Annotated in this window: 25 protein-coding genes; 12 read left to right on the forward strand and 13 right to left on the reverse strand. The window is 59.2% G+C overall.

Annotated elements, in window-relative coordinates; translation table 11 throughout:
- Window positions 1–82 precede the first annotated feature (82 nt).
- On the reverse strand, window positions 83–877 hold the full coding sequence (locus CKW16_RS13530) for a DUF4349 domain-containing protein (RefSeq protein ID WP_095128853.1): 795 nt from the start codon (window positions 875–877) through the stop codon (window positions 83–85).
- A 163-nt stretch (window positions 878–1,040) separates the two neighbouring features.
- On the opposite strand from CKW16_RS13530, the gene CKW16_RS13535 reads away from it, so the two are divergent.
- Window positions 1,041–1,664 (forward strand): glutathione S-transferase family protein, encoded by a 624-nt coding sequence (locus CKW16_RS13535; protein WP_095128854.1) that lies wholly within the window; start codon window positions 1,041–1,043, stop codon window positions 1,662–1,664.
- Between the two features lies 1 nt (window position 1,665).
- Here the strand turns inward: CKW16_RS13535 and CKW16_RS13540 are convergent, their stop codons facing one another.
- Window positions 1,666–2,106 carry a CBS domain-containing protein gene (locus CKW16_RS13540; RefSeq protein WP_033057363.1) on the reverse strand — a complete coding sequence of 147 codons (441 nt, stop codon included), beginning with the start codon at window positions 2,104–2,106 and terminating at the stop codon, window positions 1,666–1,668.
- A 353-nt stretch (window positions 2,107–2,459) separates the two neighbouring features.
- Here CKW16_RS13540 and CKW16_RS13545 point away from each other — a divergent pair, with 353 nt between their 5' ends.
- Window positions 2,460–4,820, forward strand: a complete 2,361-nt coding sequence (locus CKW16_RS13545; RefSeq protein ID WP_176471559.1) for a DNA polymerase II — start codon at window positions 2,460–2,462, stop codon at window positions 4,818–4,820.
- Here the strand turns inward: CKW16_RS13545 and CKW16_RS13550 are convergent.
- Window positions 4,785–5,255 carry a DUF1810 domain-containing protein gene (locus CKW16_RS13550; protein ID WP_095128856.1) on the reverse strand — a complete coding sequence of 157 codons (471 nt, stop codon included), beginning with the start codon at window positions 5,253–5,255 and terminating at the stop codon, window positions 4,785–4,787. The two genes, CKW16_RS13545 and CKW16_RS13550, sit on opposite strands and share 36 nt — an antisense overlap.
- A gap of 29 nt (window positions 5,256–5,284) precedes the next feature.
- Window positions 5,285–6,106 (reverse strand): aldo/keto reductase, encoded by an 822-nt coding sequence (locus tag CKW16_RS13555; protein WP_095128857.1) that lies wholly within the window; start codon window positions 6,104–6,106, stop codon window positions 5,285–5,287.
- A gap of 408 nt (window positions 6,107–6,514) precedes the next feature.
- Here CKW16_RS13555 and CKW16_RS13560 point away from each other — a divergent pair, with 408 nt between their 5' ends.
- Window positions 6,515–7,264 (forward strand): hypothetical protein, encoded by a 750-nt coding sequence (locus CKW16_RS13560; protein WP_095128858.1) that lies wholly within the window; start codon window positions 6,515–6,517, stop codon window positions 7,262–7,264.
- A 102-nt stretch (window positions 7,265–7,366) separates the two neighbouring features.
- Window positions 7,367–8,152 carry a sulfite exporter TauE/SafE family protein gene (locus CKW16_RS13565; protein WP_095128859.1) on the forward strand — a complete coding sequence of 262 codons (786 nt, stop codon included), beginning with the start codon at window positions 7,367–7,369 and terminating at the stop codon, window positions 8,150–8,152.
- 42 nt (window positions 8,153–8,194) lie between these two features.
- Here CKW16_RS13565 and CKW16_RS13570 read toward each other — a convergent pair whose 3' ends face one another.
- A complete protein-coding gene (locus tag CKW16_RS13570) occupies window positions 8,195–8,563 on the reverse strand; it encodes a VOC family protein (RefSeq protein ID WP_095128860.1) in 369 nt (122 codons plus the stop codon).
- Between the two features lie 179 nt (window positions 8,564–8,742).
- Here CKW16_RS13570 and CKW16_RS13575 point away from each other — a divergent pair, with 179 nt between their 5' ends.
- Window positions 8,743–9,315, forward strand: coding sequence for a DUF4174 domain-containing protein (locus tag CKW16_RS13575; RefSeq protein WP_095128861.1), 573 nt, complete (start codon window positions 8,743–8,745; stop codon window positions 9,313–9,315).
- Window positions 9,316–9,602: 287 nt separating this feature from the next.
- Window positions 9,603–9,971: a DUF6124 family protein gene (locus CKW16_RS13580; protein WP_095128862.1), complete on the forward strand. Its 369-nt coding sequence runs from the start codon at window positions 9,603–9,605 to the stop codon at window positions 9,969–9,971.
- Between the two features lie 219 nt (window positions 9,972–10,190).
- On the opposite strand, the gene ampC is transcribed toward CKW16_RS13580, so the two are convergent.
- Entirely contained in the window at window positions 10,191–11,333 is a 1,143-nt protein-coding gene (gene ampC, locus CKW16_RS13585) for a class C beta-lactamase (RefSeq protein WP_305883229.1), read from the reverse strand.
- 160 nt (window positions 11,334–11,493) lie between these two features.
- Between ampC and CKW16_RS13590 the strand changes: the two genes are divergently transcribed.
- Window positions 11,494–12,372: a LysR family transcriptional regulator gene (locus CKW16_RS13590; protein WP_095128864.1), complete on the forward strand. Its 879-nt coding sequence runs from the start codon at window positions 11,494–11,496 to the stop codon at window positions 12,370–12,372.
- Between the two features lie 126 nt (window positions 12,373–12,498).
- Here CKW16_RS13590 and gudD read toward each other — a convergent pair whose 3' ends face one another.
- Together gudD and CKW16_RS13600 are read right to left on the reverse strand one after the other, a co-directional pair.
- Entirely contained in the window at window positions 12,499–13,842 is a 1,344-nt protein-coding gene (gene gudD, locus CKW16_RS13595) for a glucarate dehydratase (protein WP_095128865.1), read from the reverse strand.
- 37 nt (window positions 13,843–13,879) lie between these two features.
- Window positions 13,880–15,226, reverse strand: a complete 1,347-nt coding sequence (locus tag CKW16_RS13600; protein WP_095128866.1) for an MFS transporter — start codon at window positions 15,224–15,226, stop codon at window positions 13,880–13,882.
- A gap of 281 nt (window positions 15,227–15,507) precedes the next feature.
- Here CKW16_RS13600 and CKW16_RS13605 point away from each other — a divergent pair, with 281 nt between their 5' ends.
- On the forward strand, window positions 15,508–16,221 hold the full coding sequence (locus tag CKW16_RS13605; protein ID WP_046047599.1) for a FadR/GntR family transcriptional regulator: 714 nt from the start codon (window positions 15,508–15,510) through the stop codon (window positions 16,219–16,221).
- A gap of 84 nt (window positions 16,222–16,305) precedes the next feature.
- Here the strand turns inward: CKW16_RS13605 and CKW16_RS13610 are convergent, their stop codons facing one another.
- Entirely contained in the window at window positions 16,306–17,214 is a 909-nt protein-coding gene (locus tag CKW16_RS13610) for a DMT family transporter (protein WP_095128867.1), read from the reverse strand.
- Window positions 17,215–17,310: 96 nt separating this feature from the next.
- Between CKW16_RS13610 and CKW16_RS13615 the strand changes: the two genes are divergently transcribed.
- The gene (locus CKW16_RS13615; protein ID WP_095128868.1) at window positions 17,311–18,174 is read left to right on the forward strand and encodes a LysR substrate-binding domain-containing protein; all 864 of its coding nucleotides are present in this window, start codon (window positions 17,311–17,313) and stop codon (window positions 18,172–18,174) included.
- A 122-nt stretch (window positions 18,175–18,296) separates the two neighbouring features.
- Here the strand turns inward: CKW16_RS13615 and yegQ are convergent, their stop codons facing one another.
- The gene (gene yegQ / locus CKW16_RS13620; protein WP_095128869.1) at window positions 18,297–19,622 is read right to left on the reverse strand and encodes a tRNA 5-hydroxyuridine modification protein YegQ; all 1,326 of its coding nucleotides are present in this window, start codon (window positions 19,620–19,622) and stop codon (window positions 18,297–18,299) included.
- A 163-nt stretch (window positions 19,623–19,785) separates the two neighbouring features.
- On the opposite strand from yegQ, the gene CKW16_RS13625 reads away from it, so the two are divergent.
- Window positions 19,786–20,847, forward strand: coding sequence for an AI-2E family transporter (locus CKW16_RS13625; protein WP_095128870.1), 1,062 nt, complete (start codon window positions 19,786–19,788; stop codon window positions 20,845–20,847).
- On the opposite strand, the gene CKW16_RS13630 is transcribed toward CKW16_RS13625, so the two are convergent.
- From CKW16_RS13630 to CKW16_RS13640, 3 genes are all read right to left on the reverse strand, one after another.
- On the reverse strand, window positions 20,844–21,026 hold the full coding sequence (locus CKW16_RS13630) for a hypothetical protein (RefSeq protein ID WP_095128871.1): 183 nt from the start codon (window positions 21,024–21,026) through the stop codon (window positions 20,844–20,846). The genes CKW16_RS13625 and CKW16_RS13630 overlap by 4 nt on opposite strands.
- 100 nt (window positions 21,027–21,126) lie before the next feature.
- Window positions 21,127–21,321 (reverse strand): hypothetical protein, encoded by a 195-nt coding sequence (locus tag CKW16_RS13635; protein WP_003179723.1) that lies wholly within the window; start codon window positions 21,319–21,321, stop codon window positions 21,127–21,129.
- 235 nt (window positions 21,322–21,556) lie between these two features.
- On the reverse strand, window positions 21,557–21,928 hold the full coding sequence (locus CKW16_RS13640; RefSeq protein ID WP_095128872.1) for a hypothetical protein: 372 nt from the start codon (window positions 21,926–21,928) through the stop codon (window positions 21,557–21,559).
- A 245-nt stretch (window positions 21,929–22,173) separates the two neighbouring features.
- Here CKW16_RS13640 and CKW16_RS13645 point away from each other — a divergent pair, with 245 nt between their 5' ends.
- Together CKW16_RS13645 and CKW16_RS13650 are read left to right on the forward strand one after the other, a co-directional pair.
- Window positions 22,174–23,025 (forward strand): shikimate 5-dehydrogenase, encoded by an 852-nt coding sequence (locus tag CKW16_RS13645; protein WP_095128873.1) that lies wholly within the window; start codon window positions 22,174–22,176, stop codon window positions 23,023–23,025.
- A gap of 12 nt (window positions 23,026–23,037) precedes the next feature.
- Window positions 23,038–23,556 (forward strand): cupin domain-containing protein, encoded by a 519-nt coding sequence (locus CKW16_RS13650; RefSeq protein ID WP_095128874.1) that lies wholly within the window; start codon window positions 23,038–23,040, stop codon window positions 23,554–23,556.
- Window positions 23,557–23,674: the final 118 nt, after the last annotated feature.

Below are 23,674 nucleotides of genomic sequence, written 5' to 3' on the forward strand. Positions count from 1 at the left end.
CATTGCCGTGATGGTGAACATCGACGGCAATGATAGGAAGGACGACGCACCCCACGCGAGCATGATGGTTCAGTTCAACGACTCACGTGCGACGGCGAACAAACTTGCGCCACAACCAGACCCACAGCATGAACAGCGGGAAGGCCAGAATCAGGAAGGGCAGGGCATAGCTGACTTTTTCCAGCGCATCGGCGGCGCCATCGGCCAGGTTGTCCAGTAAATTGCTGAACGCTTGACTCAGGTGCGACGAGCGACTGCTGGCGCCGGTCGGCAGAAACGACAGCGTGACCCGATTGGTGTCCAGTCGGCGCTGGTGTCCGGCGGCGATTTGGGCCAGGGCTTGCAGGTCGTTTTCGATCCCGGCCTGTTCCTTGCTCAAGGTGATCAGATCCGTAACGCTGATGTCTTTGCGGGTCGCCAACTCATCCAGACGTTGCTGCTGAGCCTTGAGCCGCTCTTGACGCCGACGAGTGTCGTCCACAGCATCGGCCAGGTCTTCGGCACTGGTGATCCGTTGACCCAGTTCTCCACCCTCGGCCGCCATCGTGACCAGCGGCTCGACGCCAGCGGGGGCAATGCGCAAAGTGATCTCGGCGCGGCCGGCGCCTTGCTCGATACGCAGAACGTTACAGGCCCCGAAGCGGGCGGTTTCGCAGGCCTCGCGTGTGGCCTGCAAGCGCGGCCCGATTTGCGCCTGGGGCAGCAACAGTTGCAGTTCGTGCTCATAGGCGAGCATGGCGCCACCGCGCCCTTGTTCACCGGCTAGACTGGCCGAAGACGAGTGTTCGCTCGGCGAGCAGCCACTCAGGGCCAGGCCAGCCAGAAGAAACCCATAGAGGCGAAGAAACGGGGCGAGACCGCCATCCTGTTGGCGCATGTTCTTTCCTTGATGTGTGCAGTAGGGCTTGAACCGCGACGGGTAGTCATGAGTGCGGCCCGGGAGGCGTATCTTACCTGTATCGCCCGGCCCAATGGCAGGGAACGTGCCTTGCGCCCAATCGTCTGCTGACTCTATTTTCGTTTCGCCAGGAGCGCGCGATATGTACCAGTTATACGGACACCAGAATTCCGGCGCTGCCGCGATAGAAGCGGCACTGGAGCTTTGCGAAATTCCTTACCGCTTCATCGACGTTGAATCCTCTCCTGAGGCGACCCACGCGCTGGAGAAGCTCAATCCGCTCAAACAGATCCCGACACTGCAATTGCCCGATGGCAGCGTTCTCACCGAGAGCGCGGCGATTCTGATTCACCTGGGGCTCACGTTTCCCAAAGCAAATCTGCTGCCGAAAAACACCGCCGCGCGGGATCAGGCCATTCGCGGCCTGGTGTACATCGTCAGCAATTGCTATTCGGCCATTGGCATCATCGACTACCCCGAGCGCTGGTTGGCCGAGGCGGATGAATCGTCCAGGCAAAACCTCATGATCGGCGCCCGCGCGCGACTGCACAGGAACTGGGAGGTGTTTGCCGATCAGTTTTCGGGCGATTTGTATCTGGGTGACGAGACGCCGGGAGCCCTGGATGTGCTGGCGGCGGTGGTTTCCAGATGGGCGGGCAGCCGGGAACATTTACGCAGTGCAAGGCCCGGGTTTTTCGCGTGGCTTACGCGCATCGACCGGCACCCGACATTGGCACCGGTCTTCGCGCGGCATTGGCCGGATTGATCTATTCGCCGCGAATGTACTGCTCCAACTGGCGAATCAGCTCAGCCTGTTCGGCGATGGCCTCCTTGACCAGGTCGCCGATCGACAGCAAACCGATCAATGTGCCGTTTTCCACCACCGGCAAGTGGCGCAGGCGTTTGTCGGACATGATGCCCATGCAGGTTTCTACGGTTTGATGGGTGTCCACGGTGATCACCGGCGACACCATGATGTCTTCGACTGGCGTGCCGACGGAGGAGCGGCCCTTGAGCACGAGTTTGCGCGCATAGTCACGCTCGCTGATGATGCCGACGACCTCGCCATTTTTCACGACCGGCAAGGCGCCGACGTTTTTCGCGGCCATGACCATCAGCGCTTCCAGCACCATTTGATGCGGTGCAATGGTGTGGACTTCATGGTTCTGTTCAGCCTTTAACTTCAGCAGTTGGGCGACGGTTTTCATGGCAGTTTCTCAGGTGTTGTCGTTGTCCTTGAAGAATCGTAGACACGGGCGCTGAGGGCAAGGCAGAAAGCGGCAGATAACGCGCAAAAAACGCCATTCAGCGGTTTTTCTTCGGTAAACCTGAAAATTTTCACAGTTATTCATTGATCCATGGGCTCCATCAAACCCTGTGGGAGCGAGCTTGCTCGCGATAGCGGTTTGACAGGCAATAGAGATGTCGAATGCTATGGCCTCATCGCGAGCAAGCTCGCTCCCACAGGTTCTAAGTCTGTCCGAGACGTTGGAGCCAGACGGGCTATCGCCTTCGATGACGCGTAGAATTGCGCCTTGAATCAAATCTTGAGGTTGCAGTGGTGGATTTACAGCGGGGCTTCGTCCTGACCCGGCATTGGCGCGATACCCCGGCCGGTACGGAAGTCGAGTTCTGGCTGGCGACCGACACCGGTCCCCAGCGGATCCGCCTGCCTCATCAACCGTCGGTGGCGTTCATCCCCGCCGCCCAGCGCGAGCAGGCCGAAGCGCTGCTGCGCGGCGAAAAGAACGTCGAGCTGCGGCCGTTGGCGTTGCTGGATTTCGAGCACCGTCCGGTGCTCGGTCTGTATTGCCAGCAGCACGGTCAGTTGATGCGCCTGGAAACCGCGCTGCGCAAGGCCGGCGTCGACATGTTTGAAGCCGACGTGCGCCCGCCGGAACGCTACATGATGGAGCGCTTCATCACCGCGCCGGTCCGGTTCAGTGGCACGCCGAACGCCGAAGGCCTGCTGCTCGATGCGCAGATGAAACCCGACCCAGACTATCGCCCGAGCCTCAGGCTGGTCTCACTGGACATCGAAACCACCGCTCAGGGCGAGCTGTATTCCATCGCCCTGGAAGGCTGCGGCGAGCGCCAGGTCTACATGCTCGGCCCGCCCAATGGCGACGACAGCGAGGTGGATTTTCAGCTCGAATACTGCGACTCCCGAACCCTGCTGCTGAAAAGACTCAACGAATGGTTCGCCCGCCATGACCCCGACGCGATCATCGGCTGGAACGTCGTGCAATTCGACCTCCGCGTGCTCCACGAACACGCGCGGCGCCTGGCGGTGCCGCTGAAACTGGGGCGGGGAGGCGAAGAAATGCAGTGGCGCGAACACGGTAGCCGCAACCATTACTTCGCCTCGGCCGCCGGCCGGCTGATCATCGATGGGATCGAATCCCTGCGTTCGGCGACCTGGAGTTTTCCTTCGTTCAGCCTGGAAAACGTCGCACAAACCCTGCTTGGCGAGGGCAAGTCGATCGACAATCCGTACCAGCGCATGGACGAAATCAACCGCATGTTCGCCGAGGACAAACCGGCCCTGGCCAAGTACAACCTCAAGGATTGCGAGCTGGTGACGCGGATTTTCGCCAAGACCGAGCTGCTGACCTTCCTGCTGGAACGGGCCAGCGTCACCGGTTTGCCGGCGGATCGCAGCGGCGGCTCGGTGGCGGCGTTCACGCACCTTTACATGCCGCTGATGCACCGCCAGGGTTTCGTTGCGCCGAACCTTGGGAACAAGCCTGCGCAGGCCAGCCCCGGCGGTTTTGTCATGGACTCGCAACCGGGCCTGTACGAGTCGGTGCTGGTCCTCGACTACAAAAGCCTCTATCCATCGATCATCCGAACCTTCCTCATCGACCCGGTGGGCTTGATCGAGGGGCTTAAACATCCCGCTGACAGCGAGTCGGTGCCAGGTTTTCGCGGTGCGCGTTTTTCCAGAACCCGGCATTGCCTGCCCGCCATCGTCGCCCGGGTCGCCGAAGGTCGTGAAACCGCCAAGCGCGAACACAACGCGCCTTTGTCCCAGGCCCTGAAAATCATCATGAACGCCTTTTACGGCGTGCTCGGTTCCAGCGGTTGCCGCTTCTTCGACACACGCCTGGCGTCGTCCATCACCCTGCGCGGTCACGAGATCATGCTGCGTACGCGCCAGCTGATCGAAGCCCAGGGCCATACGGTGATTTACGGTGACACCGACTCGACCTTCGTCTGGCTGCGCCGTGCCCACGGTCAACAGGAAGCAGCACTGATCGGCCACGCTCTGGTGGATCACGTCAACCAGTGGTGGCGCGAACATGTGCAGCAGCAATACGGTCTGGAAAGTGCCTTAGAGTTGCAGTTCGAGACCCACTACAAGCGCTTTCTGATGCCGACCATTCGCGGCGCCGAGGAGGGTAGCAAGAAGCGCTATGCGGGGCTTGTGACCCGCGCCGATGGCACCGACGAAATGGTCTACAAAGGCCTGGAAACCGTGCGCACCGACTGGTCGCCGCTGGCCCGGCAATTCCAGCAGGAGCTGTACCTGCGCATCTTCTATCGCAAGCCTTATCAGGATTATGTGCGCGACTATGTGCGCAAGACCTTGGCGGGGGAGTTCGACGATCGCCTGATCTACCGCAAGCGCCTGCGCCGCACCCTCGATGACTATCAGCGCAACGTGCCGCCGCATGTGCGGGCCGCGCGAATGGCCGATGATTACAACGACCGGCAGGGCCGTCCGCGGCAATACCAGAACGGTGGCTGGATCAGTTACGTGATCACCGTCGCCGGGCCTGAACCGCTGGAAATCCGCAGCGCGCCCATCGACTACGACCACTACGTCACCCGGCAACTGCAACCGGTGGCGGACGCCATTCTGCCCTTCGTGGACGACGACTTTTCAACCTTGATTGGTGGGCAGTTGGGCCTGTTTTGAGTCCAGCAGCAACAACGTCCAGTCATCCAGGATGCCGTGGAAATACTGGTCCAGCGCTTGATGAAAGTCGCTGTTGGCGCCGGCAACCTGGGCGAACAGCGTCATGGAAGAGTGAAACTTGAGATCGTCGGGGTGGCCGAATATGCCCGCAATAGAGCGCTTTTCGATGTTCAGCACCAACTGCGTGCAGGTGCGCAACCGTGAACCCAGCAGCGGATGATTGAGGTACGCCTCGGCTTCCTCTTTGGAACGAATGGCAAAGTGGCGGGACATCTCGCTGCCGCCCAACCCTGCAAATTGCGGAAAAATGAACCACATCCAGTGACTGCGCTTGTGACCGGCAGTCAGCTCGTCCTGGACCCGTTTGAACACTTTTTCCTGTGCCTGGACAAAGCGTTGCAGATTAAAGGAATCGAGCTGATCAGTGCTTCTCATGCCGAAGCCCTCTGACAGACTGCGATGGCTCAGACCATGGCCAACCGCTGTTTGCGTTGTGGCGCGTGAAACGCCTGGTCCAGCGCCTCCAGATCCCCTGCCTCCAGTTGTAATTGTGCGGCTTGCGCGTTGAGTTGCACGTGTTCGGGTCGGATCGCTTTGGGGATGGCGATCACGCCTTCCTTACGCAGCATCCATGCCAGCGCTACCTGGGCCGGCGTCACACGGTGACGGGCGGCTATTTGTTTGAGCATTGTATGGTTCAGCATAGGCCCACCCTGACCGATCGGACAGTAGGCCATGATCGGCATTCGATGCTGGCGGCTCCAGGGCAGTAAATCAAACTCGATGCCGCGTTCTTCCAGGTTGTAGAGCACCTGATTGGTGGCACAGGCCGGTGAGGCCAGTTCCTCCAGGTCCTCGACGTCGAAATTGGAGACGCCCCAACGACCGATCTTGCCTTCTTCGCGCAGTCGTTCGAAGGCTTCGACCGTTTCTTCGAGGGGATACTGGCCACGCCAGTGCAGCAGGTAGAGATCGATGTAGTCGGTATCCAGCCGCCGCAGACTGCGTTCGCACGCCTGGGGGATGCCTTTGCGGCTGGCGTTGTGCGGGTACACCTTGCTCACCAGAAACACTTCGTCACGCCTGCCGGCGATGGCTTCACCGACCACTTCCTCAGCGCCGCCCTCGCCGTACATTTCAGCGGTGTCGATGAGGGTCATGCCCAATTCGATGCCCAGGCGCAAAGCCGCCACTTCCTGGGTGTGCCGGGAACGATCTTCTCCCATGCGCCAGGTGCCTTGGCCGATGACCGGTACGTTGACGCCGGCCAGTTCGAGGGTCCGCATTCAAATCTCCTTTCTGAATTTCGATCGATACTTCAATGGGCAGCAGAATAGCCCGGTGGTTCCGTCGATGTGTAGCAGCTGTCGAGCCTGCGAGGCTGCGTTCGGCTGCGAAGCAGTCGCCGAATCAAACAATGGGGTGTTTGAACACCGCGTGCGTAGGAATTGCGAGGACTTCGTCCTCGGACGCAGCCTCGCGGGCTCGGCAGCTGCTACGGGATGGCGTTGGGCCGGAATGTTTACTGGGCAGAAAACTTCATCACAGTGCTTTGGGCATAGCCTTACCCTTGACCGAACGGTTGCCAACGCTTACGGACCGTCGGCACTGCACTTTTTCAGGATTCACGGCTCTATTCTTGGCCAGCCTGCGGCGAATCCCCACCGCCGGCCCATGCCCAAGTTCAATAACCCATGGCTCGAGTTTTACCCCTCACCACCACACCCATCCGCCGCCGTTGCCTGCTGTTGGCCTGCTTGTCGATGCTCGCCGCCTCTGGGTGCAGTCAGCAGCAGGGCAGCGACATCGTCAGCCAGTTTCGTGAAGGCAAACCCCAGGAACTCCTCCAGACCAGCGTCGACCGCATGGCGACCCTGGCGATGCGCGACAACCTCGACAGCCTCTACCTGCTGATGAGCAAGCTCTACCTGCGCAACCCGGACGAGCTGAAAAAATCCGGCTTCCTCGATGCCCGCACCGCTGGCAAGCAAGTGCGCATGGCCATCGAACAGCAACAGCCGCTGCCGACCCTGGGTGGCAAAAAAGACCTGGCAGCGCTGAGTTATGCCATGAGCCCGGAGTTTCTCGGCGACCGGGTCGGTGCCTTCATCTATGCCATCGGCAGCATGCTCGTCACCGCCCACGGCAATCGGCTCGAGTTCTACATGACGGATGCGATCAACCCGACGTTCGTCAGCAACGCCGCCCGCAACATCGAGAAAGCCACCTGGATACTCAGTCAGCGGCAAAACAAGAACGGCGAGCCGTTGCTGTTCTCCAACGAAATCTCGGAGGAGGGCAGCAATCTTAGTTTTGCCGTGGAGTTCGGCAAGATCGTTGCGCGGCTGGACCTGCTGACGCAGATGCTGGACGAACGCTACCGCCGGATCGGTTTGAATTACGCGCAGAGTTTGCTGTTTTTGAATTTCTTGCCAGTGCAGTAAGCGAAGAAGTGCATAAAGATAGATCGCATCGATATAAGTGGTTATAAGAAAAATCGCTATGCTGCGGGCCAGATTTTTCATGCGTTTTTTGTGGGCGTGTTAATGGAATTCGGTAATTTCGGTTTAGTCGTGGCAGGTCTGGTGGTCGGCTTTATTGTCGGGATGACTGGGGTTGGTGGCGGTTCGTTGATGACTCCCATTCTGTTGTGGTTCGGCGTCAATCCGGCCACCGCAGTGGGGACGGATTTGCTGTACGCGGCGATTACCAAGTCCAGTGGCGTGCTGGTTCATCGAAAGAACAAGAACATCGACTGGGCCATTACCGGTTGGCTGACCCTCGGCAGTGTGCCGGCGGTGGCGCTGACGTTGTGGTTCCTGAGCACCTTGCAAACGTCGCCCGAGGCGATGAACGCGGTCATCAAACAGGCCTTGGGTTTTGTCCTGTTTGCCACGGCGTTGGCTATTTTCTTCAAGAAACGCCTGCTCGATTTCGCCCACAAACGCGCGGGCGGTCATTACAACCCCAGCGGCAACCGCTTGAATGCGCTGACCGTGATCACCGGCCTGGTCCTCGGCACCATGGTTGCCCTGACCTCAATCGGCGCTGGCGCCCTGGGCACCGTTGCGTTGTTCATTCTCTATCCGCTGCTGCCGACCCGCCGCCTGGTCGGCACGGAAATCGCGCACGCCGTACCGCTGACCCTGGTGGCCGGCCTCGGCCATGCGAGCATGGGCAACATGGATTGGCACGTGCTGGGTTACTTGCTGGTCGGTTCGCTGCCGGGGATTTACCTGGGCAGCCACCTGACTGGCCGTATCTCCGATGAAGTGCTGCGGCCTTGCCTGGCCACGATGCTGGTGCTGATCGGGTACAAACTGGCCTTTTAATCGGGTAGAGGTTCCAGAAACAAACCAGCTTGGCAGGCGCCCTTAGGCCCGAGTCAGAATCTCCAGCAGATGCCCGTCCGGGTCATCGAAATAAACCCGCCGGCCACCGCCGTAATCGTTGATCTCGTTTGGTCGTTGTTTGCCGGGGTCGGCCCACCAGGGTTGCTTTCTGGCTTGCAGGCGGGCGAAGGCCGCATCGAAATCCTCGTCACCGATCAAAAACGCATAGTGCTGGGAGGCAATCGGCGGGTCATTGTCGTAGAAGTCCAGCGACACACCGTTGTCGAACTTGACGATCAGCATCGGGCCGAAGGGTTCGGGGCAGGGCAGACCGAGGATGTTTGCCAGATAGTTGGCTGATGTCTGTTTGTCGCGACACCAGACGATGGTGTGGTTCAACTGAGCGCTCATGCACAGGTCCTCACGGCGGATCAGGGCTTGGTTGTTGAGCTATGAGATTAGCTCAGCCTGTTGCGCAATGACCGCCCTGACCTAAGCTTGGGGCAAGGCGAGACATAATTGCGGGCGTCACCCGGAACGAACGCCGCGATGCGCAATCATTAGAGCGTGGATATCAAAAGGAGATGCGCATGCTCATCAGGTCATTGACCCTGACTACCCTGCTGGCTTTCGCCGGCCCCTTGTTCGCTGCCGATGACGGCTCACCGCTGGATATGGACAAGGGCAGGTCCCGGCCACTGATTGTCATCGCTCCAAGTACGGTCGATCCCACGTGGGTCAGCCTGAAAAAGTCGCTGGATGAGCCGGCCAACCGCAAGGGTTTCACCGAGCGAAACATGGTCCTGTATACCGTGCTCAATTTGATGGGCCAGCGCGAGGGCAAAGACCTGGGGCCACAAGACACGGCGGCATTGATCCGCTCGCTCAAGTTGGGTGCGGGCGCGAAGAGCAAAATCATCCTGGTGGGCAAGGACGGCGAGAAGAAACTTGAGAGTTCGGGGGATGAATCAAAATCAGTCGATTTGAAGAAAATTTTCGACACGATCGACGCCTTGCCAGCGACTGAGAAAGAAGCCGCAGCGCCGACGGTCGCGATGCCTGTTGATGCGGCTGAACCGGTCAATGGTGCAAAGGGCACCAAGGGCGCAAAACCAGGCAAACCGGCGAAACCCGTCAAGCCGCCTGAAATGCCGGATGATTAAACGCAGACTTTTGTAGCAACAATCAAAAATGGGCGACTTCAAGAGGTCGCCCATTTTTTTGCTCGGTAACGGCTACAAAAAACCGGGTGTTTCGGGGTGAGATGTATTGGCTTCTATTAGTCTCGGAAGTTTCCTGCAAGTTCTGTCGGTCTTGATGAACTGGTTTCTGTCAGAGAGCACCGCTAGCCTTCGTCAGCCACCGCAAAATCGCGGTCGGACGTGGGAATCCGCGACACTGAGGGATCCAGGGACGAAAAACACCAATGGCACAAAAAGGAGCCTCGTCTGTGAAAAAGTTCAGCAAGCATCAACCGCAAACCCCAACCGACGCCGATCATCCTGATCCCGCGAACCTGTGTGAAACCGCAAAAGGCGCAGTCACCCGAAGCCCCAGGCGTACCGCCACGACCCAGCAGATTTTCACTGTCGCTCCTGGTGTCGACACACTAACCCTGCTAAATCAGGCCTGCGAAAACCTTGCCTCCCTGACCGTCCTGATTGCGAATTTTGCCGGGAAACTGGAAGGCTCGAACCGCAAGGTGCTGCTGTCGATTCAGCATTTGGCGGCGGTCACCGAGTTGTTGGTGAATCAGGCACGGGAAAATCTTGATCCGGGAAGCGCTGCACCTGACGCTCAGCCGCCGACTCGGCATTGAGCTGACGCAGTAACGACAACGGGCGACCTCAAAGGGGTCGCCCATTTTGTTTGCCTACTGGAGATCTGTAGCAGCTGTCGAGCCTGCGAGGCTGCGAAGCAGTCGTAAAACCTGCAACCGCGTTCTTTCAAAAAAACCGCATTTTCCGGATCACGACTGCTGCGCAGCCGAACGCAGCCTCGCAAGCTCGACAGCTGCTACGAGATTTGCGTTTCTTGGCTACTTCGCCAGTGCGCTCAATATCGTATGAGCAATCTTGATCCGCTCAGGGTTCGGGTAGTTTTTGTTGGCCAGGATCACAATGCCGATGTCTTTCGACGGCACGTACGCCACGTAAGCACCGAAGCCGCTTGTTGAGCCGGTTTTGTTGATCAATACGTTTTCTGGTTGAGGTTGCGGCGGGGTCAGCCACTGGACTTCGTGAGCCTCCATCGCCATCTGCGTCGAGTTACCCGCCAGCAATGTATCGAGGGTGACCGGGTAGTGGTAGAACTCCCAACCCAGCCCCTGAGTCATCTCGCCCACCTTGTAGTAACCGGTATGAGTGGTGGCGATCGCCCGCTGCATCGACGCTTCAAGCCCCGACGGTTTCATGTTCGCCTCAACATACCGAATCAGGTCCGCCGCGCTGGTTTTGACGCCATAAGCCTCCGAATCCAGTGCCCCCGGCCCGACTCGCACCGGTTTGTCTTCCTTGTTGTAACCCTGAGCGTAAAGCCCCATTTCAGCCTGCGGCACTGTGAGGTAGGTGTGTTTCAGCCCGAGTTTCGGCAGCAGGATTTTTTCCATCACGTCATCAAACGGCGCGCCCATGCTTTGGGCGGCGAGGTAGCCGAACAACCCCAGGCTCGGGTTCGAATACTGCCGATGGGTGCCTGCGGCATAAGTCGGTTTCCACTGTTTGAAATAGCCGAGCATCGTGTCCGGTGCATCGGCATCGTCGGGGAATTGCAGCGGCAGGCCACCGGCGCTGTAGGTGCCCAGTTGCAGCACGCTGATGGTGTCGAACGCGCTGCCACGCAGCTCCGGCAGCACGCTGCTGGCCTTGTCCGACAGGGACAGTTTGCCGGTGGCCTGAGCGTAGGCGGCGAGGGTGGCAGTGAAGGTTTTGCTCACCGAGCCGATCTCGAACAGGGTGTCTTCGGTGACGGCTTTGCCGTTTTCCTTCGAGGCCACGCCGTAGTTAAAGTAATGCGGTTGGCCGTTGACGGTAATTGCGATCGCGACACCGGGGATCTGCTGTTGCTGCATCACCGGTTCGATGGCGGCCTTCACGATGGCTTCGATGCGGTCGTCAGCAACGCAATGACCGGCGCTGAGGAACAGTGCGAAAGCGCTGTAGAATGCGAGCTTGTTATGCATGATTGAGTCACTTTCCATGAGGTTCAAGGGTACTAACCGCTACACTCCGAGCGGCTTTTCAATTCGGGTTGCTGATAGGCGAGCCAAATCTATGCAGTCTGCCGAAGTTCGACAACCGATGATATTTCGGACGAGCCATTAGAAAAATTTTGGAGTTGTCATGATCCGGCCTCAATTACCGCTCAATGCATTGCGCGCCTTCGAGGCCTCTGCCCGGCACTTGAGTTTCACCCGGGCGGCCGTTGAGTTGTGCGTCACTCAGGCGGCGGTGAGTCATCAGGTCAAGAGCCTGGAGTCTCAACTTGGCGTGACCCTGTTCAAGCGCTTGCCCCGCGGGCTTATGCTGACCAGCGAAGGCGAAACACTGCTGCCGGTTTTGCGCGAATCTTTCGACCGTATCGCGCAAACCCTTGAGCGATTCGAAGGCGGACATTTTCGCGAGGTATTGACGGTCGGCGCGGTGGGGACGTTCGCGGTGGGCTGGTTGTTGCCACGGCTGACCGACTTCCAGGCGAAACATCCGTTCATAGATTTGCGCCTGTCGACCCACAACAATCGAGTGGATGTGGCGGCTGAAGGGCTGGATTACGCGATTCGTTTTGGCGCGGGGGCGTGGCATGGCATTGAAGCAGTGAGGTTGATCGAGGCACCGTTATCGGTGTTGTGTGTGCCCGAGATTGCCCGGCAACTGAAAACACCGACAGACCTGTTGCAGCAAACGCTGTTGCGTTCCTATCGCACGGACGAGTGGCCCGAATGGTTCCAGGCCACCGGCCTATCGACCCACACAGCGTCGCCCCGAAGCATCGTCTTCGACTCATCGCTGGCAATGATGGAGGCAGCGCTGCAAGGGGCGGGCGTGGCATTGGCGCCGCCGTTGATGTTCGGCCGGCAACTGGCGGCGGGTGCAATCGAACAACCGTTCGCTATCGGGATCACTACCGGCAGTTACTGGCTGACCCGCTTGCAGTCCCGCCCCGAAACATCGGCGATGGAGGCGTTCAAGGGCTGGTTGCTGCAAACGGCAAAACTGAATTAACGAACGCCACTCCTGTGGGAGCGGGCTTGCTCGCGAAGACGGCGGCACATCCAGCATCAATGTGGCTGATAGACCGCTTTCGCGAGCAAGCCCGCTCCCACAAGAATTGCAGTGTTTCTGAACGGGCTAGCGCACCAGACACGGCCGCTTGTTATCGAACTTCCATCCCGGAATCAGAAACTGCATCGCCACGCTGTCATCCCGCGCGCCCAATCCCATGCCTTTGTACAGCTCATGGGCCTTGGCCAGCTGATCCATGTCCAGTTCGACGCCCAACCCAGCCTTCTTTGGCACCTGCACGCAGCCGCCGATGATTTGCAGCGGCGCTTTGGTCAGGCGCTGACCGTCCTGCCAGATCCAATGCGTGTCGATGGCGGTGATTTCACCCGGTGCGGCGGCCGCGACGTGGGTGAACATGGCCAGGGAAATATCGAAGTGGTTGTTGGAATGCGAACCCCAGGTCAGGCCCCATTCATGGCACATCTGCGCCACACGGACCGAGCCCTGCATCGTCCAGAAGTGTGGGTCGGCCAGCGGAATGTCCACTGATTGCAGCTGGATCGCGTGGCCCATTTCCCGCCAGTCGGTGGCGATCATGTTGGTGGCGGTTTTCAGGCCAGTAGCTCGACGGAATTCAGCCATGACTTCACGTCCCGAATAACCGTTTTCCGCGCCGCACGGGTCTTCGGCGTAAGCCAGGACGTGATGCTGATCCCGGCACAGGCGAATGGCTTCTTTCAGCGACCACGCGCCATTCGGATCGAGGGTGATACGCGCATCGGGGAAGCGTTCGGCCAGGGCGGTGACGGCTTCGATTTCTTCATCGCCACTGAGTACGCCGCCCTTGAGTTTGAAGTCCTTGAAACCGTAGCGCGAGTGAGCCGCTTCGGCCAGACGCACCACGGCGTCGGCGGTCATGGCTTTTTCGTGACGCACGCGGAACCAGTCGTTATCGGCGTCCGGTTCGCTGCGGTAGGCCAGGTCGGTTTCGTTGCGGTCACCGACATAAAACAGGTAGCCGAGCATCTTCACTTCATCGCGCTGCTGACCTTCGCCGAGCAGGGCGGCGACCGGCACGTCCAGATGCTGACCGAGCAGATCGAGCAGGGCGGCTTCCAGGCCGGTGACGGCGTGGATGGTGATGCGCAAATCGAATGTCTGTAACCCGCGACCGCCGGCATCGCGATCGGCGAAGGTCTGGCGCACTTGATTGAGGATCTTCTGATACGTGCCGATCGGGCTGCCAACCACTAATGAGCGAGCGTCTTCGAGGGTCTGGCGAATGCGCTCGCCGCCCGGTACTTCACCGACGCCAGTGTGACCGGCGTTGTCCTTGAGGATCACAATGTTGCGGGTGAAAAATGGCCCGTGAGCGCCGCTCAGGTTGAGCAACATGCCGTCGTGGCCGGCCACCGGAACAACCTGCATGCTGGTGATGATCGGGGCTTTGGCGGTTTCTGGTGTGTTCATTGTCATGTCCTTCAAAACAGTGCTCTTACATGAGTGTTCAGGCGTGGTTGGGCGCTGGTTTGGCCAGTGCAGCGGCAGGTGCGGATTTCGGTTTATTGCGTGCGGCGAAGACGATGATCGCGGCGATGATCGAGGTCGCGGCCAAGCCGTACAGCCCGCCCTGAATCGAGCCGGTGCGTTCTTCCAGCAGGCCGAACGTGGTCGGCGCGACGAAGCCGCCGAGGTTGCCCACCGAGTTGATCAGCGCGATCACACCCGCCGCGATCCGTGCGTCCAGATAGGCCTGCGGAATCGGCCAGAACAGCGACGACGCCGATTTGAAACCCAGCGCAGCAAAGCAGATCGCAATGAAGGCGAAGATCGGCCCGCCGGTGGTGGACATGAACATCCCGGCTGCTGCGATCAGCAGGGCCGCGGCGACCCAGGCTTGTTGATGCTTCCATTTGGCTGACAGCGAAGCGAAGGCGTACATGCCGACGATCGACAGCAACCACGGAATCGAGTTGAACAGCCCGACTTGAATATCGCTCAGGTCGCCCATCTTTTTGATGATGCTCGGCAGCCAGAAAGTCGCGGCGTAGATGGTCAATTGGATGAAGAAGTAGATCAGGCAGAACAGGATGATCTGGCGATCCTTGAGCAGCTTGCCCAACGACGGTTTGATCGGCGTCGCGGCTTCACGGGCCAGTTGTTCGTCGTCGATGGCTTTGACCAGCGCGTCTTGTTCGGCGCGGCTCAGCCATTTGGCGTCGTGGGGTTTGGAGTCCAGCCAAAACCAGACGAACACGCACAGCCCCACCGAGAACATCCCTTCGATGAAGTACATCCACTGCCAGCCGTGCATGCCGAAACCGCTGATTTGCAGCAGTAACCCGGACAACGGGCCGGAGATCAGCGAAGCAATCGCTGAACCGCTGAGGAAGATGGCAATCGCCTTGCCGCGTTCAACGCCAGGTAACCAGCGGGTGAAGTAGTAAATCACTCCGGGGAAGAAACCTGCTTCGGCCACGCCCAGCAGGAATCGCAGGATGTAGAAGTGGGTTTCGTTCTGGATGAACGCCATGCAAGCGGCGACCAGGCCCCAGGTCAGCATGATGCGGGTCAGCCAGATTCGCGCGCCGACTTTTTGCAGGAGGATGTTGGAGGGGACTTCGAACAGCGCGTAACCGATGAAGAACAGACCGGCGCCAAGGCCGTAGGCGGCAGCGCCGATGCCCAGGTCATGTTCCATGTGGGCGCGGACGAAGCCGATGTTCACGCGGTCGATGTAGTTGACGATGAACATGATCACGAACAGCGGCAGTACATGGCGTTTCACTTTCGAGATGGCGGATTTCAGGACCGAATCGGCGCCATCGTTCATCCCGGATATGGATGTATTCACTGCGTTATCTCCCACTGATTATTTTTATGCGGGGTGTGACTGGGTGTTGCGATGTTAATAGACATCATACAACTACGTTTTTTCATACCGCAAGAGTGATTGCCCAACAAAATGGCGATTTATGGAGCATTTATTATTCTTTTGCGCTGATGCGTGACCTTTCTGATGGTCTCGAATACCCTATTTGTTGAGTGTTGTCATACAAGCTGGTTGGCGTTTTCCTGAGATTCCCATCGAGCGCAGTGCTACGATTCCGATAGTTCTGCTTCCGGATGATCGCCATGCAAGAAGACCTCGACGCGCCTGCCCGCAAACGCACCCACAACCTGGCTCATGACCTGGTCGCCAAACTGACCCAGAGCATCTTGCTCGGCCAGATGCTGCCCGGGGACAAGCTGCCGTCCGAGAACACGATTGTTCAGGAGCACGGGGTCAGTCGCACGGTGGTGCGCGAGGCGATCTCGAAATTGCAGGCGTCCGGGTTGGTGGAAACCCGGCACGGTATTGGCACCTTTGTTATCGAGCGAGCACCGGAGCAGGGTCTGCGTTTGAACGTCGATACCGCGCTGGGAGTGCGCAGCATTCTGGAGTTGCGCATGGGCCTGGAAACCCAGGCCGCCGCTTTGGCGGCAACCCGTCGCACGGATCATCAATTGGCGCAGATGCGCGAAGCGCTGGACGACTATCAAAGCCTGCTGGCCAACAACGACAGCTGCGTCGAAGCCGACAAGCGCTTCCACCTGCTGATCGCCGAAGCCACCGGCAACGTGTGCTTCACCGAAATCATGCAGCACCTGGGCAGCGCCATGATCCCGCGCACCCGCGTCAATGCCGCCGAGCGCGGCGCAGTGGACTTGAGCAAGCTCGGGCAACTGGCCAACCTTGAGCACGAGGCGATTCTCAACGCGATCAAACGCCAGGATCCGGATGCGGCGCGGGCAGCGATGTGGCTGCACCTGACCAACAGCCGCGACCGGTTTTCGGCCGATCGCTGACCAGCGCCGAGATCCGTGTGGGAGCGAGCTTGGTCTGGGCGGCATTCCGACGATAGCGCCAGACGCCTCGACACAAATCAATGATCAGACGCTAACCACCGAAACCACCACCCGCCGTTCCAGATTCAAGGCCAACACGCTGACCAGCACCACCAGTGCTCCCCCAACGATCATCAACGTCGGTCGCTCGCCCAGCGCAAAAGAGGCAATCGCCATGGCGGTTGGTGGAATCAGATACAGCGTCATCGTTGCACGGCTCAAATCCACATGAGTGAGCACATAGGCCCAGGCGAGATACGCGAGGGCACTTGGAAAAATGCTCAACCCGATGACCGCAAGCTGCACTTCAACCGGAGCGGTGATGACCTGGCTCACCAGCCCCGGGAGATAAACCAACAGCAGCAACGTCCCGAACCAAACCGTGTAACACACCAACGTCAGCCCGTCGTAGCGCCGCGAGTGATGCTTCTGCAAGGCAAAGTAAAAACTCCATGACACCGCCGCCAACACAATCAGCCATCCATGGGCGTCGATGCTCCCCAGTCCGTGATCACCGGCCACCACAATCAACACGCCGATCAATCCCAGGAAAACGCAGCCCCAGCGCCACGCGCTAACCCGGTCCTTGAAGACGAAGCGCGCCAGTAACGTGCTGAACAACGGTGTCGATTGCGCCAACACACTGGAGGCGCCGGCGCTGACACTTTGCTGGCCGAAGTTCAGCGCGACATGGTGCAGGCTCACGGCAAAGAAACCGAGCGCGAACAGCAGCGGCAGGTCACGCCTGTTCGGCAGGCTGATGCCCCGGAGCACCGCGACCACCGCCATGAATGCCGACGCCAGTAGAAACCGCAGCAAGGCCAGATGACCGGGATCATAGGCCTGCAAACCGATGTGAATGCCGGTCGGTGAGTAACCCCAGCAGCCGACCACAAATGCCATGGCCAGGATGATTTTGACGGGAGAACCGGGTGAGGGCGTGAGAGGCTTCATGATCGGGCACCTGTAGGCGGATGCACCCAGTATCAGAAGCCTGACTGTTCGCCACAACTGACTTATAGTGCGTCAACTCTTCACTTTGGGTGATGTATGGAGCTGGCACAGATACGCATGTTCAAGACCGTCGCCGAGGTCGGCAGCATCGCCCGGGCGGCCGAGTTGTTGCATTGCGTGCCGTCGAACATCACGGCACGAATCAAGTCCCTGGAATCGGAGCTGGGCGTCGCGCTGTTTCTGCGCGAGGGCCGAGGGCTGCGAATCAGCCCGGCGGGACAGACCTTTCTGGTTTATGCCTCGAAAATTCTCGCCCTGACGGCGGAAGCCAAGCGCGCGGTGGACCCTTCGGCCGAGCCGTCCGGGCCGTTGCGCATTGGCGCCATCGAGTCGTCGGCGACCGGGCGATTGCCGCGTTTACTGGCGAAATTCCACAAGCGTTTTCCGGCGGTGGCGCTGGAGCTGACCACCGGCACCTGGAGCCAATTGCTCGACGACACACTCAATCACCGGCTCGACGGCGCGATCGTCGCGGTGGATGTCGAGCGCTCACACCTCAAGCGCACGCCGATGTACCGTGAGGAGCTGCTGCTGATTGCCTCGACGTCCCTGGGGCCGGTAAGGGACATCGCAGATTTGCAGGACAAGACCGTGTTCATGTGGCCTCAGGGCTGTCCCTACCGGGCGGCGCTGGAGCATTGGTTGCTGCGGCAGGGCCAGGCGTTGCCGATTGTCAGCCTGGCCAGTTACGGGGCGATTGTCGGCTGCGTCAGTGCCGGGGCGGGTGTCGCGCTGGTGCCAAAAGGCGTGTTTGATCAGTACGCCAAAGGGGCGGGTTGCGCGGGGTATGAGTTTCCCGAGCTGACGGCGATCGACAACCTGTTTTACTGGCATGAAAACGCCGGGGTTCACCCGGCGCGTGAGGCATTTGTGGGGATGTTGCGGGAGGAGTTCGCGTAACGGCTTACCTGTGGGAGCTTACCTGCTCGCGAAAGCGGTTCAACATTCAACAATGATGTTGGCTGAGAGTCCGTCTTCGCGAGCAGGCTCGCTCCCACAAGTTTTGTGTCGCTTGATGATATTCAGCTTACGCTGACATCGCGCATCAACAACCCAAACCGCAAATCCACTGCATCCGGAATCGGCAGATACACCGTATGCCCGTCCCCCGGCGCCACCTCGATCGGCTCGCCTTTAACGTTTTGCAGCTCATGCAAGTCGAATTGGAAGTTGCCCTTGGGCGTCATCAGTTCCAGGTGGTCGCCCAGACCAAATCGATTCTTCACCTTGACCTCCGCCATCCGGTCACGCCGCTCGCCGGTCAGCTCGCCGACAAACTGCTGTCGCTCCGACACCGAACTGCCGTGCTGGTAGTTCTGGTATTCGTCATGCACATGCCGCCGCAGAAAACCTTCGGTGTAGCCGCGCTGGGCGAGGGATTCCAGATCCGTCATCAGGCTGCGGTCGAACTCGCGACCGGTCACCGCGTCGTCGATCGCCCGACGATAAACCTGAGTGGTCCGCGCGCAATAAAAGTGGGATTTGGTCCGGCCCTCGATTTTCAGTGAATGCACGCCCATCTGCGTCAGACGCTCGACATGCTGCACCGCGCGCAGGTCTTTGGCGTTCATGATGTAAGTGCCGTGCTCGTCTTCGAAGGCCGGCATCAATTCGTCGGGCCGATTGGCTTCCTGCAACAGGAACACCTGATCGGTCGGGGCGCCGATGCCCAGGGTTGGTTCGGGCTGGAAGGTCTGCACGATCTCGCCGAGCTGATTTTCCGTGGCCTCTTGCGCCGAATATTTCCAGCGACAGGCATTGGTGCAACTGCCCTGATTGGCGTCTCGCTTGTTCATATAGCCCGACAACAGGCAGCGACCGGAATAAGCCATGCACAAGGCGCCGTGGACGAACACTTCCAGCTCCATCGCCGGAACTTGCTCGCGGATTTCGGCGATTTCTTCCAGGGACAGTTCCCGCGACAGGATGATCCGGCTCAAGCCTTGTTGCTGCCAGAATTCGACACTGGCCCAGTTCACCGTGTTGGCCTGCACCGACAAGTGGATCGGCATCTGCGGATAATGCCGGCGGACCAGCATGATCAGTCCTGGATCGGACATGATCAGCGCGTCAGGCGCCATGGCAATTACCGGCGCCAGGTCTTTGAGGAAGGTTTTCAGTTTGGCGTTGTGCGGGGCGATGTTCACCACCACATAGAAGCGCTTGCCTTGAGCCTGGGCCTCGTGGATGCCGAGGGCCAGATTGGCGTGATCGAATTCGTTATTGCGCACCCGCAGGCTGTAGCGCGGCTGACCGGCGTACACCGCATCGGCGCCGTAGGCGAAGGCGTATCGCATGTTTTTCAAGGTGCCGGCGGGGGCGAGCAGTTCTGGAGGCAGGAGAGTCATGGCAGAGTCGGTCACAAAAGCCGCCGAGAGTAAGCGGCTTGCCCGCGGGGTTCATTGATCTGGATCTATGCTTGATGAACAAACGGATGGCACTCGCGCGAACCGTGGCGGACTAAGCATCAGGACACGACATTGTGTCCTTGCGGACTGACATGGATCGGACATGAACGAAGAGACAGTACAAAACAAATCACTGGTGATTTTGCTGGGGCTGGTCACCGCCGCTTTCATCTGGATTTTGCTGCCGTTTTACGGCGCGGTGTTCTGGGCGGTGATCCTCGGCATCCTCTTCGCGCCCATGCAGCGACGACTGCAACTGAAGTTCGGCTGGGAGCGCAACCTGACGTCGCTGCTCACCCTGAGCATCTGCCTGATGATCGCGATTCTGCCGGTGATCGTCCTCAGTATCTTGCTGGTCCAGGAAGGGGCCGCGGTTTACAAGAGCATCGAAAGCGGCGAACTGGACATCGCCGGGTATGTGACGCATTTCAAACACAGCCTGCCGCCGTACTTCCAGCACTTGCTCGATCGGGCCGGGGTTGGCGAGCTGGACGGACTGCGGGAGAAAATCATCAAGAGTGCGGTGACAGGCAATGAGTTTATCGCCACGAAGGCTTTCAGTTTCGGCCAAGGCACGTTCGAATTTGTGGTGAGCTTTTTCATCATGCTCTACCTGCTGTTCTTCTTTCTGCGGGATGGGGCGGAGCTGGCACGTAAAGTTCGCGCCGCGGTGCCGCTGCAGGAGCACCAGAAACGTCGTTTGCAACTCAAGTTCAATCGCGTGGTGCGCGCCACGGTGAAGGGCAACCTGCTGGTGGCGATCACGCAGGGCGCATTGGGCGGTTTGATTTTCTGGTTTCTGGATATTCCGAGCGCATTGCTCTGGGCGGTGCTGATGGCGTTTCTGTCGCTGTTGCCAGCGGTGGGGGCGGGGCTTGTCTGGGCGCCGGTGGCGGCGTTTTTCCTGTTCGCCGGAGCGATCTGGCAGGGCGTAGTGCTGGTGCTGTTCGGGATTTTTGTGATCGGCCTGGTGGATAACGTACTGCGACCGATCCTGGTAGGGAAGGATACCAAGATGCCGGACTATCTGATCCTGATCTCGACCCTTGGCGGTCTGGCGATCTTCGGCCTCAATGGCTTTGTGATCGGGCCGCTGATCGCTGCGCTGTTCATGTCGAGCTGGGCAATTTTCATTGAAACCAAGCCGCGGGTGCAGCTGCCTTAAGCGCTGAGTTGGCCTTGGCCGATGCGTTGCGACAGTGCCTGGGCGGCCGGCAGCGAGGTGAGCGGACCGCTGATCGGTTCGCCGTCCTGCACCAGGTACCAACAGGCGAGCAATCCTAGCTCTCTAAGCGGTGCGGGAACGGCGCTGCCGATAACGGACATGATCTGAACCTGGGACATAAGTACCTCCATCAATCTGTGGAGCTACCTTACGGACCGGACGCTTGAACGGACAATCAACGCTTTCGATAGTCGTCATTGATGCCAATGAGGCTTCGCTTCAGTCGACCACCAGATCCAGCATATGAACCACTTCCTGCTCGTTGAGCAGGCCTTTTCGCACCAGGTTTTCTGCCAGCAGCGAAAGAAACTTGGCGCTGCGATGGCCTTCCAGGTGCTTGAGTTCGGTCAGTGCGTTGTACACCTTGCTGGAAGTGCACAAGCCGACAATGCGGTGCGGGTTTTGCGTGGGCATGAGGTCGTCCTTGTTTTTATCAACCTGTTGTTAACGGACAGATCCAAGATTGCGGACCCGACATGACATAAATATGACCGTTTTCCCCAAAGTGGGGGAAGGGTGGCGAGTCAATCTTGCCAACTTGCACCGCAAAGACTGTCCCGACAGCGACCTTGGCGAGATTTATCCAGACCTCTGCCGACGGACGGTCACAAAAAAGGCCCCGTTGTTGAGGCGGGGCCTGATGATTGCGTTACCAGCGGCCATAGCCGCGGGGAGGGCCGTAGTAACCGCGCGGTGGACCGTAATAACCACGTGGCGGGCCGTAGTAAACCGGCGGTGGGCCGTAATAGACCGGTTGTTGCACGTAGACCGGTGCCGGCTGGTAATAAACCGGGGGCGGGCCGTAGTAAACCGGTTGTGGTTGAGCGTAAACCGGTTGCTGTACATAGATCGGCCGGTTGCTATTGATGATGGCCGAACCGACGATGGCCGAGCCAACGATCGCACCAAATACCGCCGGCCCTTCCCAACCGTGACCGCCGTGACCGCCGCCAGCTTCTGCCTGCCCTGCGATAGCAAGAGCACCGATCAGCAAGGCTACTGTGGGGATTTTACGGATCATGATAGTTCCTCGGTTCTTCGCCCCGGCGCTTGTGTCTGCAATAGACCCAAGGATTGTCGCGGGGATACTTCTAAGACAGCGTTTTTTTCAAAATCAGCACAGCCGTTGGGTAAATTTTGTGTAAGGTCTGTACTAGCTACTTTACGGTTCAGTGAGGCCGCGTGCAGACACACCGTTATGATCGATCAGACCCGATGGATTGGCTAATCCCGTCCATCTGAAAGTGCTATTCAAGGAGATTTTTCATGCAGATGAACCCCAACAGAGACACCCAGCTGTGCATGTCGCTTTCTGCACGTCCCGGGAACTTCGGCCTGCGGTTTCACAATCATCTGTATGAGCAACTGGACCTGAATTTTTACTACAAGGCTTTCAGCAGTCAGGATCTGCCAGGCGCCGTTGGCGGTATTCGCGCCTTGGGGATTCGTGGTTGCGGCGTGTCGATGCCGTTTAAGGAGGCCTGCATTGCGCTGGTCGATGAACTGGACCCCTCCGCTGCGGCCATTCAATCGATCAACACCATCGTTAACACTAACGGCCATCTCAAGGCTTACAACACCGACTACATCGCGATTGCCCAGTTGCTTGACACCCACCAGGTGCCGAAGGAATTGACCTTTGCCCTGCGCGGCAGCGGCGGCATGGCCAAGGCGGTGGCCAGCGCCTTGCGCGACGGTGGCTACAAAAATGGCCTGATTGTTGCCCGCAACGAGCGTTCCGGACGGGCGTTGGCCGACTCGCTGGGCTATCGATGGCAAGCGGAGCTGGGCTCGGAGCGGCCGCAGATGCTGATCAACGTCACACCGATCGGCATGTCCGGCCCCGAGGCCGATCAGTTGGCGTTCGATGTTGAAACCATCGCTGCTGCCGAGACTGTCTTCGATGTAGTGGCAGTCCCCTCGGAAACACCGTTGATTGTGCGCGCTCGTGCTGAAGGCAAGCGAGTGATCACCGGGCTGGAAGTGATCGCGATCCAGGCGCTGGAGCAGTTCGTGCTGTACACCGGCGTGCGGCCGACCGATGAGCAGTTTCACAAAGCCGTGGAATTTGCCCGCAGTGGCCTTGGCTATCCTGCTGCCCAGCAAGCGAAACCGTGACTGAGGTGACTCATGCATCCTGCCATTCTTAATCTGGATCAGGCCGAACTTGAGCCGCTGCCCGAAGCGTTTGCCCCGACGGGAGACACCGCCGACCGCTATCAGCAACGGCAGGCGCGCATCGGCCAGCAACTGGGCGCGCAGAAGCTGGGTTATCGCCTGTACGCGCTGGAACCGGGGATGCGTGGCAGCCCGTTTCACAGTCATCGGGTCAACGAGGAGATGTTTTACATCGTGGCCGGAGAAGGGGAGATTCGTTTGGGCGCCGAGCGCTTTCCCGTTCGCGCCGGTGATGTCATTGCCTGCCCGCCGGGCGGCCCTGAAACCGCGCACCAGATCATCAACACCAGCAACGCTGAGCTGCGCTACCTGGCGGTCAGCACCCAGCAATCACCCGAGATTTGCGAGTACCCGGATTCCGGCAAGTATGCGGTGATGGACGACTTCAAGGTCGATGCCGAGGGCAATGCCTCGGGCTTCGTCGCCGTCGCCAGGCCGGCCGACGGCGTGGATTATTGGGACGGCGAGTAGAAGCACCGCAAACCTAATGTGGGAGCGGGCTTGCTCGCGAAAGCGGTATGACAGTCACCCATGATAGTGAATGTTATGGCCCCTTCGCGAGCAAGCCCGCTCCCACATTCGATCTTTG

Origin of the sequence: Pseudomonas sp. Irchel s3h14, from assembly GCF_900187425.1 — a bacterium.
Classification (GTDB): Bacteria; Pseudomonadota; Gammaproteobacteria; order Pseudomonadales; family Pseudomonadaceae; genus Aquipseudomonas.

Excerpts from the sequence above, each read along its gene's own strand:
- CKW16_RS13565 (WP_095128859.1), top strand. The coding sequence starts at position 7,367 with ATGGAATTCGGTAATTTCGGTTTAGTCGTGGCAGGTCTGGTGGTCGGC.
- CKW16_RS13640 (WP_095128872.1), bottom strand. The coding sequence starts at position 21,928 with ATGATCCGTAAAATCCCCACAGTAGCCTTGCTGATCGGTGCTCTTGCT.
- CKW16_RS13560 (WP_095128858.1), top strand. The coding sequence starts at position 6,515 with ATGGCTCGAGTTTTACCCCTCACCACCACACCCATCCGCCGCCGTTGC.
- CKW16_RS13555 (WP_095128857.1), bottom strand. The coding sequence starts at position 6,106 with ATGCGGACCCTCGAACTGGCCGGCGTCAACGTACCGGTCATCGGCCAA.
- CKW16_RS13590 (WP_095128864.1), top strand. The coding sequence starts at position 11,494 with ATGATCCGGCCTCAATTACCGCTCAATGCATTGCGCGCCTTCGAGGCC.
- CKW16_RS13605 (WP_046047599.1), top strand. The coding sequence starts at position 15,508 with ATGCAAGAAGACCTCGACGCGCCTGCCCGCAAACGCACCCACAACCTG.
- CKW16_RS13630 (WP_095128871.1), bottom strand. The coding sequence starts at position 21,026 with ATGTCCCAGGTTCAGATCATGTCCGTTATCGGCAGCGCCGTTCCCGCA.
- CKW16_RS13575 (WP_095128861.1), top strand. The coding sequence starts at position 8,743 with ATGCTCATCAGGTCATTGACCCTGACTACCCTGCTGGCTTTCGCCGGC.
- CKW16_RS13570 (WP_095128860.1), bottom strand. The coding sequence starts at position 8,563 with ATGAGCGCTCAGTTGAACCACACCATCGTCTGGTGTCGCGACAAACAG.
- CKW16_RS13615 (WP_095128868.1), top strand. The coding sequence starts at position 17,311 with ATGGAGCTGGCACAGATACGCATGTTCAAGACCGTCGCCGAGGTCGGC.
- CKW16_RS13530 (WP_095128853.1), bottom strand. The coding sequence starts at position 877 with ATGCGCCAACAGGATGGCGGTCTCGCCCCGTTTCTTCGCCTCTATGGG.
- yegQ (WP_095128869.1), bottom strand. The coding sequence starts at position 19,622 with ATGACTCTCCTGCCTCCAGAACTGCTCGCCCCCGCCGGCACCTTGAAA.
- ampC (WP_305883229.1), bottom strand. The coding sequence starts at position 11,333 with ATGCATAACAAGCTCGCATTCTACAGCGCTTTCGCACTGTTCCTCAGC.
- CKW16_RS13540 (WP_033057363.1), bottom strand. The coding sequence starts at position 2,106 with ATGAAAACCGTCGCCCAACTGCTGAAGTTAAAGGCTGAACAGAACCAT.
- CKW16_RS13535 (WP_095128854.1), top strand. The coding sequence starts at position 1,041 with ATGTACCAGTTATACGGACACCAGAATTCCGGCGCTGCCGCGATAGAA.
- CKW16_RS13610 (WP_095128867.1), bottom strand. The coding sequence starts at position 17,214 with ATGAAGCCTCTCACGCCCTCACCCGGTTCTCCCGTCAAAATCATCCTG.
- CKW16_RS13635 (WP_003179723.1), bottom strand. The coding sequence starts at position 21,321 with ATGCCCACGCAAAACCCGCACCGCATTGTCGGCTTGTGCACTTCCAGC.
- CKW16_RS13625 (WP_095128870.1), top strand. The coding sequence starts at position 19,786 with ATGAACGAAGAGACAGTACAAAACAAATCACTGGTGATTTTGCTGGGG.
- CKW16_RS13645 (WP_095128873.1), top strand. The coding sequence starts at position 22,174 with ATGCAGATGAACCCCAACAGAGACACCCAGCTGTGCATGTCGCTTTCT.
- CKW16_RS13550 (WP_095128856.1), bottom strand. The coding sequence starts at position 5,255 with ATGAGAAGCACTGATCAGCTCGATTCCTTTAATCTGCAACGCTTTGTC.
- gudD (WP_095128865.1), bottom strand. The coding sequence starts at position 13,842 with ATGAACACACCAGAAACCGCCAAAGCCCCGATCATCACCAGCATGCAG.
- CKW16_RS13650 (WP_095128874.1), top strand. The coding sequence starts at position 23,038 with ATGCATCCTGCCATTCTTAATCTGGATCAGGCCGAACTTGAGCCGCTG.